Origin of the sequence: Pseudomonas sp. 43(2021) (assembly GCF_017490805.1) — a bacterium.
Lineage (GTDB): Bacteria > Pseudomonadota > Gammaproteobacteria > Pseudomonadales > Pseudomonadaceae > Aquipseudomonas.
In genome coordinates this window covers 1-12,241 of record NZ_JAFGYJ010000013.1, presented here as the reverse complement: position 1 = coordinate 12,241, position 12,241 = coordinate 1, and the positions used below count along the sequence as shown (strand labels likewise).

Genomic DNA, 12,241 nt, shown 5'->3' with positions numbered 1-12,241 from the left:
CTTTCCTCCTGGCGGAGCAGGGAGCGGGCATTACCTGCCCCACTCCCCTTCGCGTCACGTGTTATTCGGTTTCCAGATCGATATCGATACCGAGCGAACGGATCTCTTTGATCAACACGTTGAAGGACTCGGGCATGCCCGGCTCCATACGGTGATCGCCATCCACGATGTTCTTGTACATCTTGGTACGGCCGTTCACGTCGTCCGACTTCACTGTGAGCATTTCTTGCAGGGTGTATGCCGCGCCGTATGCTTCCAGCGCCCACACTTCCATCTCCCCGAAACGCTGACCACCGAACTGCGCCTTACCACCCAGCGGCTGCTGGGTAACCAGGCTGTAGGAACCAGTGGAACGCGCGTGCATCTTGTCGTCCACCAAGTGGTTCAGCTTGAGCATGTACATGTAACCAACGGTCACAGGACGCTCGAACTTGTTGCCGGTACGGCCATCGAACAGCACCATCTGGCCGCTCTCTGGCAGGTCGGCCAGCTTCAGCATGGCCTTGATCTCGCGCTCCTTGGCACCGTCGAAGACCGGGGTAGCCATTGGCACGCCCTTCTTCAGGTTGTGGGCCAGGGCCAGGATCTCTTCGTCGGTGAACTCGTCCAGGTTTTCCTGGCGACCGCCGATCTCGTTGTAGACCTCGGTCAGGAACACGCGCAGTTCAGCGGCCTTGCGCTGCTCTTCGATCATGCGGTCGATCTTCTCGCCCAAGCCCTTGGCCGCCAGGCCCAGGTGGGTTTCGAGGATCTGACCGACGTTCATACGCGAAGGTACACCCAGCGGGTTCAGTACGACATCGACCGGAGTACCGTTGGCGTCGTGCGGCATGTCTTCGACCGGCATGATTACCGAGACAACACCCTTGTTACCGTGACGACCGGCCATCTTGTCACCCGGCTGGATGCGACGGCGGATTGCCAGGTAGACCTTGACGATCTTCAGTACGCCCGGTGCCAGGTCATCGCCCTGCTGCAGCTTGCGCTTCTTGTCTTCGAACTTGTCGTCCAGCAGACGGCGACGATCGACGATGTACTGCTGAGCCTTTTCCAGCTGCTCGTTCAGTGCATCTTCGGCCATGCGCAGTTTGAACCACTGGCCGTGCTCCAGACCGTCCAGCACTTCGTCAGTGATCACGGTGCCTTTCTTCAGGCCCGCGCCACCGTCGACCACCTGGCCGTTCAGGGCAGAACGCAGACGCTCGAAGGTTGCACCTTCGACGATGCGGAACTCTTCGTTGAGGTCCTTGCGGATCTCGTCCAGCTGCATCTTCTCGATGGCCAGGGCGCGACTGTCGCGCTCGACGCCATCACGGGTGAAGACCTGTACGTCGATGACGGTACCCTTGGTGCCGGTTGGCACGCGCAGGGAGGTGTCCTTAACGTCGCTGGCCTTCTCACCGAAGATTGCGCGCAGCAGTTTTTCTTCCGGAGTCAGCTGGGTTTCGCCTTTTGGCGTTACCTTGCCGACCAGGATGTCGCCAGCGCCGACTTCGGCACCCACGTAGACGATACCGGCTTCGTCCAGCTTGTTCAGTGCGGCTTCACCCACGTTCGGGATGTCCGCAGTGATTTCCTCTGGGCCAAGCTTGGTGTCACGCGCCACACAGGTCAGTTCCTGGATGTGGATGGTGGTGAAGCGGTCTTCCTGGACCACACGCTCGGACAGGCAGATGGAGTCTTCGAAGTTGAAGCCGTTCCACGCCATGAACGCGATGCGCATGTTCTGACCCAGTGCCAGTTCACCCATGTCGGTGGACGGGCCGTCGGCCATGATGTCGCCACGCTGAACCTTGTCACCCTTGCTCACCAGCGGACGCTGGTTGATGCAGGTGTTCTGGTTCGAACGGGTGTACTTGGTCAGGTTGTAGATATCCACACCTGCTTCGCCGGTTTCCACTTCGTCGTCGGCAACGCGAACAACGATACGGCTGGCGTCGACCGAGTCGATCACACCACCGCGGCGAGCAACCACGCAGACACCGGAGTCACGGGCGACGTTGCGCTCCATGCCGGTACCTACCAGCGGCTTGTCGGCGCGCAGGGTCGGTACAGCCTGACGCTGCATGTTCGAACCCATCAATGCACGGTTGGCGTCGTCGTGCTCGAGGAACGGAATCAGCGACGCAGCGACGGAAACAACCTGCTTCGGCGAAACGTCCATCAGGGTGACGTCTTCCGGCGCCTTGACGGTGAATTCGTTCAGGTGACGAACAGCTACCAGCTCATCGATCAGCTGCTTCTTCTCGTTCATCGCGGCCGAAGCCTGGGCGATGACGTGATCCGCTTCTTCAATAGCCGACAGGAACACGATGTCGTCGCTGACCACGCCTTCCTTCACCACGCGGTACGGGCTTTCCAGGAAGCCGTACTGGTTGGTGCGGGCATAGGCTGCCAGGGAGTTGATCAGACCGATGTTCGGACCTTCAGGGGTCTCGATCGGGCACACACGGCCGTAGTGGGTCGGGTGTACGTCACGGACTTCGAAGCCGGCACGCTCACGGGTCAGACCGCCTGGGCCGAGTGCGGAGACGCGGCGCTTGTGGGTGATCTCGGAGAGCGGGTTGTTCTGGTCCATGAACTGGGACAGCTGGCTGGAGCCGAAGAACTCTTTCACCGCCGCCGCAACCGGCTTGGCGTTGATCAGGTCTTGCGGCATCAGGCCTTCGCTTTCCGCCATCGACAGGCGTTCCTTGACCGCGCGCTCGACACGCACCAGGCCAACGCGGAACTGGTTCTCGGCCATCTCGCCGACGCAACGTACGCGACGGTTACCCAGGTGGTCGATGTCGTCGACGATGCCTTTGCCGTTACGGATGTCGACCAGGGTCTTCAGAACCTCGACGATATCTTCCTTGCTCAGCACGCCCGAACCTTCGATCTCGGTACGACCGATACGACGGTTGAACTTCATGCGGCCAACGGCGGACAGGTCGTAACGCTCGGCGCTGAAGAACAGGTTGTTGAACAGGGTCTCGGCAGCATCCTTGGTTGGCGGCTCGCCAGGACGCATCATGCGGTAGATCTCGACCAGGGCTTCCAGCTGGTTGCTGGTGGTGTCGATCTTCAGGGTGTCGGAGATGAACGGACCGCAATCGATGTCGTTGGTGTACAGGGTCTCGATACGGACGACCTGTGCCTTGGCGACCTTGATCAGCAGTTCGGTGGTCATCTCGGTGTTGCATTCGGCCAGGATCTCGCCGGTAGCCGGATGCACGATGGCCTTGGCGGTAGTGCGGCCCAGGACGTATTCCATAGGAACGTCCAGCTGCTTGACGCCGGCCTTCTCGAGCTGGTTGATGTGGCGCGCGGTAATACGGCGGCCCTGCTCGACGATGACTTTACCGGTTTCGTCATGGATATCCATGACCGCAACCTCACCACGCAGACGCTGCGGCACCAGTTCCAGGCTGAGTTTCTCGCCGGAAATGTGGAAGACGTTGGTGGTGTAGAAGGTGTTCAGCACTTCTTCAGTGCTGTAACCCAGCGCACGCAGCAGCACCGAGGCCGGCAGTTTGCGGCGACGGTCGATACGTACGAACACGCAGTCCTTCGGGTCGAACTCGAAGTCCAGCCACGAACCGCGGTAAGGGATGATGCGAGCGGAGTACAGCAGCTTGCCGGAGCTGTGAGTCTTGCCACGGTCGTGGTCGAAGAACACACCAGGCGAACGGTGCAGCTGGGAAACGATCACACGCTCGGTACCGTTGATTACGAAGGTACCGTTCTCAGTCATCAGGGGGATTTCACCCATGTAGACTTCTTGCTCTTTGATGTCCTTGATCGCTTTGTTCGACGATTCCTTGTCGAAGATGATCAGGCGCACCTTGACCCGCAGTGGGACCGCGAAGGTCACGCCACGCAGGACACATTCCTTCACATCGAAGGCGGGTTCGCCCAGGCGATAGCCTACGTACTCCAGGGCAGCATTGCCGGAGTAGCTGATGATCGGAAATACCGATTTGAAGGCCGCGTGCAGGCCGACGTCGCGGAACTGATCCTTGGATGCTCCCGCTTGCAGGAATTCGCGATACGAATCCAGCTGGATGGCCAGGAGGTAAGGCACATCCATGACGTCCGGCAACTTGCTAAAGTCCTTGCGGATACGTTTTTTCTCAGTGTATGAGTAAGCCATCAGCGTTCCCCAGCTTGGTCACCTGCTTGTTTGGCTTCTCCCGGCGGGAGCAGCCAGAAAATCGTGCAAACCCCTTGGTTTGCGCCACCCACATGGGTGTCTTGCAGCTTGTTATCGGGGCCGGCCTGACCGGCCACCAATAACGGAAAAAGGCCGGTGGCATAAGCCACCAGCCATCAGCCCTTCGCTCAACGCTCGGACTGGAGTCGCAAGGTCGAGATTACTTCAGCTCGACTTTAGCGCCAGCTTCTTCCAGCTTCTTCTTCGCGTCTTCAGCGGCTTCTTTCGAAACGCCTTCAGCGATAACCTGAGGAGCGCCGTCGACTTTCTCTTTGGCTTCTTTCAGGCCCAGACCGGTCAGTTCACGAACGGCCTTGATCACGTTTACTTTCTTGTCGCCAGCTTCGGTCAGAACGACGTTGAACTCGGTCTGCTCTTCAGCAGCAGCGGCAGCAACAGCTGGGCCAGCGGCAACAGCGGCAGCAGCGGTAACGCCGAAGGTTTCTTCCATCGCTTTGATCAGTTCAACAATTTCCAGAACAGTTTTCTGGCCGATCGCTTCGATGATTTGTTCGTTAGTCAGAGACATGACTTAAATCCTGTATTGGGGTGACAGCCTACGCAGCCATCAAATTAAACGTATGATTTTGAAAGAGGTGCGCGTGCCTTAGGCAGCAGCAGCTTCTTTCTGGTCGCGCAGAGCTGCCAGGGTACGAGCCAGCTTGCTGGTTGCACCTTGGATCACGCTCATCAGCTGTGCGATAGCCTCGTCGCGAGTTGGCAGGGTTGCCAGCACGTCGATCTGGTTAGCGGCAAGGAACTTGCCGTCAAACGCAGCTGCCTTGATCTCGAACTTGTCCTGACCCTTGGCGAACTCTTTGAACAGACGAGCAGCAGCGCCCGGGTGTTCGTTGGAGAAAGCAATCAGGGTCGGGCCTTTGAACGCGTCGTTGAGGATCGAGAATTCGGTGCCTTCAACAGCGCGCTTCAGCAGGGTGTTACGTACGACACGTACGTAAACGCCAGCTTCGCGGGCCTCTTTACGGAGTCCGGTCATTGCGCCTACAGTCACACCACGGGCATCAGCCACGACAGCGGACAGAGCGACTTTGGCAGCCTCGTTGACTTCAGCGACGATGGCCTTCTTGTCTTCGAGTTTAATTGCCACGGGTTTACTCCTGGTTTCTACCGTTTCATCTGGCCGAAGCCGGATGTCGTTTTGGTGTCTGATTCGGTAACGAATCGGGAGCACCATCTGCGTGGGCTGGTGTTTTAAGGCTTGCGCCGCCTACGGTCTTGGATAGCCCCCGCCAGGCAGGGACCCCAATTTTTGCTGGTGGCGCGACAGGTCGCGCCACCAAGTTCTTACACGTTCAGCGAGCTCTGATCGATGACCAGACCTGGGCCCATGGTGGTGCTCAGGGTAACGCGCTTGACGTAGATACCTTTCGAGGAAGCTGGCTTGATACGCTTCAGATCAGCGATCAGGGCTTCAACGTTTTCCTTCAGCTTGCCAGCTTCGAAGCCGACCTTGCCAACGGAGGTGTGGATGATACCGTTCTTGTCGGTACGGTAGCGAACCTGACCAGCCTTGGCGTTCTTGACGGCGCCGGCTACGTCTGGGGTCACGGTACCAACTTTCGGGTTAGGCATCAGGCCGCGAGGACCCAGAACCTGACCCAGCTGACCTACGACACGCATGGCATCAGGCGATGCGATGACGACGTCATAGTTCAGGTCGCCGCCTTTCATTTCGGCAGCCAGATCGTCCATACCTACGCGGTCAGCGCCGGCAGCCAGAGCGGCTTCAGCAGCTGGGCCCTGGGTGAAGACGGCAACGCGAACGGTCTTGCCAGTGCCGTGTGGCAGCACAGTAGCGCTACGTACGACCTGGTCGGATTTACGCGGGTCAACACCGAGGTTAACGGCGATGTCGTAGGACTCTACGAACTTGGCAGCCGGCAGCGAAGCCAGCAGAGTGGCCGCTTCTTCGAAGTTGTAGGCCTTGCCTGCTTCGATTTTCTCGGCGATTGCCTTTTGGCGTTTGGTCAGCTTAGCCATTACACACCCTCCACGTTCAGGCCCATGCTGCGGGCAGAGCCAGCGATGGTGCGTACAGCAGCGTCCAGGTCAGCGGCAGTCAGGTCAGCCTGTTTGGCTTTCGCGATGTCTTCCAGCTGAGCACGGGTAACGGTACCGACTTTAACGGTGTTCGGACGAGCCGAACCACTGGTCAGGCCAGCAGCCTTCTTCAGCAGAACCGAGGCAGGGGTGCTCTTGGTCTCGAAGGTGAAGCTACGGTCGCTGTAGACAGTGATGATCACAGGAGTCGGCAGACCGGCTTCTTGACCCTGGGTACGGGCGTTGAAGGCCTTGCAGAATTCCATGATGTTCACACCGTGTTGACCCAGTGCTGGACCAACGGGTGGGCTTGGGTTGGCCTGGCCGGCCTTAACTTGCAGCTTGATGTAAGCCTGAATCTTCTTAGCCATGAGCTACTCCAATATCGGGTACGAACGCCTGATGGCTCCCCGGATGACTTGCGTTTTATCCCAGTGACGACAAAACCCCGCAGCACACAGGGCTGCGGGGTATGGGATGCTTTGTCCGCCTAGACCTTTTCGACCTGGCTGAACTCGAGCTCCACCGGAGTAGAGCGACCGAAAATGAGTACCGCCACCTGCAGGCGACTCTTTTCGTAGTTAACCTCTTCGACACTACCATTGAAGTCAGCGAACGGACCGTCAATGACTCGAACCACTTCACCCGGCTCGAACAGCGTCTTCGGCTTCGGCTTGTCGCTACCGTCAGCAACGCGACGCAGGATAGCCTCAGCTTCTTTATCGGTGATCGGCGCAGGCTTGTCTGCAGTACCGCCAATAAAGCCCATCACACGAGGGGTGTCCTTGACCAAGTGCCAAGTCCCTTCGTTCATCTCCATCTGGACCAGTACATAGCCAGGGAAGAATTTACGCTCACTCTTGCGCTTCTGGCCGTTGCGCATTTCGACGACTTCTTCGGTCGGGACCAGGATCTCGCCGAAATCGTCTTCCATGCCAGCCAGCTTGACGCGCTCGATCAGGGAGCGCATTACATGCTTCTCGTAACCCGAGTAAGCATGCACAACATACCAACGCTTAGCCACGGGACACCTTTAGCCAACGATCAAGGAGACCGCCCAGCCGAGCAGGGAATCAAGACCCCACAGCAGCAGTGCCATAACCAGCACGACAGCCACGACAATCAGCGTGGTCTGGGTGGTTTCCTGGCGGGTCGGCCACACGACTTTACGAATCTCGGTACGAGCTTCCTTCGCCAGCGCAAAGAACGACTTGCCCTTCGCAGTCTGCAGAGCTACAAAGCCCGCGACAGCAGCCAGGACGAGAAGTGCGAGGACGCGATACAGGATCGGGGAGGCGGAGTAATACTGATTACCCACTACGCCGACAACCACCAAAGCCACTACAGCCAGCCACTTGAACAGATCAAAACGCGATTCTTGGGCTTCAGTTTTGGGAGTCATCGAGGAGGATCCTGTGAGAAGAAAGCCATCACACCGAGGTGAAATGGCAGGTCAGGAGGGAATCGAACCCCCAACCTACGGTTTTGGAGACCGTCGCTCTGCCAATTGAGCTACTGACCTGTAACGCTGTATCAGGCCGGCCATTATACCGGCCTGATCAAGTAAATCAACTACTTATTCAATAATTTTTGCTACGACGCCGGCGCCGACGGTACGACCGCCTTCACGGATAGCGAAGCGCAGACCGTCTTCCATTGCGATGGTCTTGATCAGGGTGACAGTCATCTGAATGTTGTCACCTGGCATTACCATTTCAACGCCTTCCGGCAGTTCGCAGTTACCGGTCACGTCAGTGGTACGGAAGTAGAACTGAGGACGGTAGCCTTTGAAGAACGGAGTGTGACGACCGCCTTCTTCCTTCGACAGAACGTAGACTTCTGCGGTGAACTTGGTGTGCGGCTTGACCGAACCTGGCTTGACCAGAACCTGGCCACGCTCAACGTCGTCACGCTTGGTACCACGCAGCAGAACGCCGCAGTTCTCGCCAGCACGGCCTTCATCCAGCAGCTTGCGGAACATTTCGACACCGGTGCAGGTGGTGGTCGAAGTTTCACGCAGACCAACGATTTCCAGCGGATCCTGAACGCGGACGATACCACGCTCGATACGACCGGTAACAACGGTACCACGACCCGAGATCGAGAATACGTCTTCGATCGGCATCAGGAACGGCTGGTCAACGGCACGAACTGGCTCAGGGATGTAGGCATCCAGAGTTTCTACCAGCTTCTTGACAGCGGTAGTACCCATTTCGTTGTCGTCTTTGCCTTCCAGGGCCATACGAGCCGAACCGATGATGATCGGGGTGTCGTCGCCTGGGAAGTCGTAGGTGGACAGCAGGTCGCGAACTTCCATCTCGACCAGTTCCAGCAGCTCAGCGTCGTCTACCAGGTCAGCCTTGTTCAGGAAGACCACGATGTAAGGAACGCCTACCTGACGGGACAGCAGGATGTGCTCACGGGTTTGTGGCATCGGACCATCGGCGGCCGAGCAAACCAGGATCGCGCCGTCCATCTGGGCAGCACCGGTGATCATGTTCTTCACGTAGTCAGCGTGACCTGGGCAGTCAACGTGAGCGTAGTGACGAATGTTCGAGTTGTACTCGACGTGAGCGGTGTTGATGGTGATACCGCGCGCTTTTTCTTCCGGAGCCGAGTCGATCTTGTCGAACTCAACGACTGCCGAACCGAAAACTTCGGAGCAGACGCGAGTCAGAGCTGCGGTCAGAGTGGTCTTACCGTGGTCAACGTGGCCGATAGTGCCGACGTTAACGTGGGGAAGGGAACGATCAAACTTTTCCTTAGCCATCGATACAATCCTCCGCAGAAGAAATAGTCTTGCGCTGATAAAACAAAGGCAGATATTTTCATATCTGCCTTGTTTATATGGAGCTCTTGAGCGGACTTGAACCGCTGACCTCACCCTTACCAAGGGTGTGCTCTACCAACTGAGCTACAAGAGCGAAACACTTTGTGCAAAATCCAGCAAACTTGGAGCGGGTAGCGGGAATCGAACCCGCATCATCAGCTTGGAAGGCTGAGGTTCTACCACTAAACTATACCCGCGGAGCTTGCGGCTCTCGCTAAAACTGGTGGAGGGAGAAGGATTCGAACCTTCGAAGCTCTCGCAACGGATTTACAGTCCGTCCCCTTTGACCGCTCGGGAATCCCTCCAGATGTGGCCGGCATTCTATTTGTCTGCCGCCCCAGTGTCAAGCGTTTTTTCAAATTTTTTCAATCAAATCTGAAACTTAGCTGCTTTGACACCGCTTCCAGTTCTGCCACCTGAGTGGTGTTCCCTGTGAAGCGGGCGCCATTCTATCAAGCTATTCGCCAGTTGCAATACCCTGGCAGAAAATAATTTTGTGTTTTAAGTCTTTGAAATCGTTGGAAAGAGTCGCGAGGACGGTTTGGTCCAGCAAACGCTCGCTTTCCGGGGCAACCTTGAGCCAACGACCATCTGCACCAGGCAACTGCCCTACCACCGGCAGCGTGGCGATATCCAGGCTCAACAGGCGCTGACGCAGTGCATCGAGTTGGCCCTGCCCCGTTACACCGCCCACTACCAGACACTCATCCCGGCGCTTGGGTGGCGCCGACACACCCGTTTCACGCAACAGGCGAATCTCTTGCTGACTCCCCTTGTACAGCGACAAGGGTGCGACTTCCTTGACCTTCAGCGGGGCTTCCTGCTGGTGCCACACGTAATAGAAGACGTTGAGCACCAGTAACAGCAGAAACAACCAACGCATAGGCACCTCAATCCAATGGGCAGGCCATGGCCAGGCCTACGAAAACCAGGTCAGGCACGACACGCGCCTGCGGCACGGCCTCCCTTACCAGCGGCGCGTCGCCACCTGTAAGGAATACCGTGAAATCCTCCCCCCACAACGTACGCGCCTGCTCGAGCTGGGTACGCGCAAAACCCTGGAGCATCAACACGCAACCGCGCTCGACGGCCTCGACAGTCGAGCGCCCTGGCGCAAGGCTGGCCAATGCACGCTCGGCGGAGGCATCGTCATAACGGATACGCCGGGTGTGGGTACGCAACTGGCTACGCATCAATGGCATACCCGGGCAGATGTAGCCACCCAGGTGCTCGCCGTCCGCCGCAACGAAATCCGCTTTTGCAGCGGTCCCCAGATCAATCACCAGGCAGGCGCCCTTGGCCAGGTGAAATGCTCCCAGCGCCGCCAACCAACGGTCCATGCCCAGGCGCTGGTAGTCGTCATAGCCATTGCGCACACCTGCCATTTCCTGGGCCGGGTGCGCCACACGGGCCTGCACTGCAAACGCCTGGGCAATCATCGCGCAAAGCGCGTCGTTTTCTTCCTCACTGCGCACACTGACAATGCGGCAGCCGGTAAGACGCACCGAAGCCAGTGCAGCCACTTCGGCCACCAGCGCCTGATCGGAATCGACGATACCACCGCTTTCAATCGCCGCATCAGCAACATGGATTACCCGCCACTTGATGAAGCTGTTACCGCAATCGAGCTCAAGAATCATCACGCAACCTCAAACTGAGCTCACCACCACTGAAGCTCTTTTCCACCCCGTCCACCTCAAGGCGCAAGCCGCCCTGCCCGTCGACGCCAAGAACCACGCCATCAATGCGCGTACTACCCGCAACCAGAGAAACCTTGCAGCCCTGCCAGAGATGCGCCTGCTCCCATTCTTCCTGGAATGCGGCAAAACCGTAGCGACGATGCCGTGCCAATTCGTGTTGCAGCTGCTGACTGAGTAACGCTACCAGCCGGTTACGGTCGATTGTCGCACCCACTTCACGCCGCATCGAGGTCCACACCTGGTCGACCTGATCGTTGGTCTGCATGTTCACATTGATGCCGATACCCAGGACCACATGACAGACATCTGCCGGGTCACCCACCAACTCCAGGAGAATGCCGGTGATCTTCTGCCCCCGAACGAGGACATCGTTGGGCCATTTGAGCCCCACATCCTTTACCCCAAACGCCTGCAGGGTACGCATTACTGCCAACCCCACCACCAGGCTCAAGCCCTCAAGCTGGCGCATGCCACCATCCACACGGAGTACCAGGCTGTAATAGAGGTTTTCGGCAAACGGGCTGACCCACTGCCGACCGCGCCGACCACGGCCAGCGCTCTGGCGCTCGGCCAGGACCAAAAATGGAGCGGTCTGCCCTTCCCCGGCGAGCCGCAGGCCTTCGGCGTTAGTCGAATCGATGGTTTCATGGATGAAAACGGGCCACTGCTCGCCTTCGGCAAACCCGGCGATCGCCTGGGCATCGAGCAAAGCCAGTGGCGCTGCCAGCTGGTAGCCGCGCCCACGAACCTTGTGAATGGTGAGGTTCAGCTCGCTCTCCAGGTGCTGCAGCTGCTTCCAAACGGCGCTGCGACTCACCCCGAGGGCTGCCCCCAGAGCTTCTCCGGAATGGAACCGACCATCCTTGAGGAGATTCAACAACTTCAGCATGCCAGTCTCGACTTGGAATAAGGCAGGCATGATAGCTATGGGCTGTTGGCTTGCATAGGAAAAGGGCCTGCCAGCAGGGCGAAGGGCCCGCGCCGAATCTGTGAGAGCTGCTTTAGCGGCGAAGCAGACGACGCGGAGGATGGCACCGGCTTTGCCGGTGTTCGCGGGTGAACCCGCTCCCACAGGGGGCGCGTATGCCCGGGAGTTTTTGCGCCACAAAGACAAAACCCCTACCTGCAGGCGCAGATAGGGGTTTTGCGAAATGAATCTTGACGATGACCTACTCTCACATGGGGAAACCCCACACTACCATCGGCGATGCATCGTTTCACTACTGAGTTCGGGATGGGATCAGGTGGTTCCAATGCTCTATGGTCGTCAAGAAATTCTGTTGCCAGAATGTCCAGATGGACAGCCCAGCGAATCCGGATATGTGATTTTGTGAAGTTGCGAACTTTCGGTTCTTTCGTCTTCACCACCGCAATCTGCGCTAGCAAATTGCTTGGGTGTTATATGGTCAAGCCTCACGGGCAATTAGTATTGGTTAGCTCAACGCCTCACAGCGC

The 12,241-nt window shown here is 58.0% G+C and carries 11 protein-coding genes, 4 tRNA genes and 1 rRNA gene; all 16 read right to left on the bottom strand.

Annotated features, from left to right (window positions below):
• Positions 1–61: 61 nt before the first annotated feature.
• Entirely contained in the window at positions 62–4,135 is a 4,074-nt protein-coding gene (rpoB, locus tag J5M71_RS13095; RefSeq protein WP_013970631.1) for a DNA-directed RNA polymerase subunit beta, read from the bottom strand.
• Between the two features lie 220 nt (positions 4,136–4,355).
• The gene (gene rplL / locus J5M71_RS13090) at positions 4,356–4,724 is read right to left on the bottom strand and encodes a 50S ribosomal protein L7/L12 (protein WP_011531883.1); all 369 of its coding nucleotides are present in this window, start codon (positions 4,722–4,724) and stop codon (positions 4,356–4,358) included.
• A 78-nt stretch (positions 4,725–4,802) separates the two neighbouring features.
• The gene (gene rplJ / locus J5M71_RS13085; RefSeq protein ID WP_003257082.1) at positions 4,803–5,303 is read right to left on the bottom strand and encodes a 50S ribosomal protein L10; all 501 of its coding nucleotides are present in this window, start codon (positions 5,301–5,303) and stop codon (positions 4,803–4,805) included.
• Positions 5,304–5,500: 197 nt separating this feature from the next.
• Positions 5,501–6,196, bottom strand: a complete 696-nt coding sequence (rplA, locus tag J5M71_RS13080; protein ID WP_013970629.1) for a 50S ribosomal protein L1 — start codon at positions 6,194–6,196, stop codon at positions 5,501–5,503.
• Positions 6,196–6,627, bottom strand: a complete 432-nt coding sequence (gene rplK, locus J5M71_RS13075; protein ID WP_003255500.1) for a 50S ribosomal protein L11 — start codon at positions 6,625–6,627, stop codon at positions 6,196–6,198. The genes rplA and rplK overlap by 1 nt, the downstream gene beginning before the upstream one ends.
• A gap of 119 nt (positions 6,628–6,746) precedes the next feature.
• Positions 6,747–7,280, bottom strand: a complete 534-nt coding sequence (gene nusG / locus J5M71_RS13070; protein ID WP_207832719.1) for a transcription termination/antitermination protein NusG — start codon at positions 7,278–7,280, stop codon at positions 6,747–6,749.
• Positions 7,281–7,289: 9 nt separating this feature from the next.
• Positions 7,290–7,658 carry a preprotein translocase subunit SecE gene (gene secE / locus J5M71_RS13065; protein ID WP_003257081.1) on the bottom strand — a complete coding sequence of 123 codons (369 nt, stop codon included), beginning with the start codon at positions 7,656–7,658 and terminating at the stop codon, positions 7,290–7,292.
• Positions 7,659–7,702: 44 nt separating this feature from the next.
• A tRNA-Trp gene (locus J5M71_RS13060) sits at positions 7,703–7,778 on the bottom strand.
• 54 nt (positions 7,779–7,832) lie between these two features.
• Positions 7,833–9,026, bottom strand: a complete 1,194-nt coding sequence (gene tuf, locus J5M71_RS13055; protein ID WP_023382632.1) for an elongation factor Tu — start codon at positions 9,024–9,026, stop codon at positions 7,833–7,835.
• Positions 9,027–9,104: 78 nt separating this feature from the next.
• Positions 9,105–9,180, bottom strand: a tRNA-Thr gene (locus tag J5M71_RS13050).
• Between the two features lie 29 nt (positions 9,181–9,209).
• A tRNA-Gly gene (locus tag J5M71_RS13045) sits at positions 9,210–9,283 on the bottom strand.
• 24 nt (positions 9,284–9,307) lie between these two features.
• Positions 9,308–9,391, bottom strand: a tRNA-Tyr gene (locus J5M71_RS13040).
• Positions 9,392–9,543: 152 nt separating this feature from the next.
• Entirely contained in the window at positions 9,544–9,969 is a 426-nt protein-coding gene (locus J5M71_RS13035) for a hypothetical protein (RefSeq protein ID WP_207832717.1), read from the bottom strand.
• A 7-nt stretch (positions 9,970–9,976) separates the two neighbouring features.
• On the bottom strand, positions 9,977–10,726 hold the full coding sequence (locus tag J5M71_RS13030; RefSeq protein WP_207832715.1) for a pantothenate kinase: 750 nt from the start codon (positions 10,724–10,726) through the stop codon (positions 9,977–9,979).
• On the bottom strand, positions 10,716–11,675 hold the full coding sequence (gene birA, locus J5M71_RS13025) for a bifunctional biotin--[acetyl-CoA-carboxylase] ligase/biotin operon repressor BirA (protein WP_207832713.1): 960 nt from the start codon (positions 11,673–11,675) through the stop codon (positions 10,716–10,718). Before birA ends, J5M71_RS13030 begins: the two co-directional genes overlap by 11 nt.
• Before the next feature lie 267 nt (positions 11,676–11,942).
• Positions 11,943–12,058: ribosomal RNA gene (gene rrf, locus J5M71_RS13020) — 5S ribosomal RNA — on the bottom strand.
• Positions 12,059–12,241: the final 183 nt, after the last annotated feature.

What these genes read in the sequence shown, in the direction of transcription:
- birA (WP_207832713.1), bottom strand. Translation starts at nt 11,675, where the DNA reads ATGCTGAAGTTGTTGAATCTCCTCAAGGATGGTCGGTTCCATTCCGGA.
- rplL (WP_011531883.1), bottom strand. Translation starts at nt 4,724, where the DNA reads ATGTCTCTGACTAACGAACAAATCATCGAAGCGATCGGCCAGAAAACT.
- rplA (WP_013970629.1), bottom strand. Translation starts at nt 6,196, where the DNA reads ATGGCTAAGCTGACCAAACGCCAAAAGGCAATCGCCGAGAAAATCGAA.
- tuf (WP_023382632.1), bottom strand. Translation starts at nt 9,026, where the DNA reads ATGGCTAAGGAAAAGTTTGATCGTTCCCTTCCCCACGTTAACGTCGGC.
- J5M71_RS13030 (WP_207832715.1), bottom strand. Translation starts at nt 10,726, where the DNA reads ATGATTCTTGAGCTCGATTGCGGTAACAGCTTCATCAAGTGGCGGGTA.
- J5M71_RS13035 (WP_207832717.1), bottom strand. Translation starts at nt 9,969, where the DNA reads ATGCGTTGGTTGTTTCTGCTGTTACTGGTGCTCAACGTCTTCTATTAC.
- rpoB (WP_013970631.1), bottom strand. Translation starts at nt 4,135, where the DNA reads ATGGCTTACTCATACACTGAGAAAAAACGTATCCGCAAGGACTTTAGC.
- secE (WP_003257081.1), bottom strand. Translation starts at nt 7,658, where the DNA reads ATGACTCCCAAAACTGAAGCCCAAGAATCGCGTTTTGATCTGTTCAAG.
- rplK (WP_003255500.1), bottom strand. Translation starts at nt 6,627, where the DNA reads ATGGCTAAGAAGATTCAGGCTTACATCAAGCTGCAAGTTAAGGCCGGC.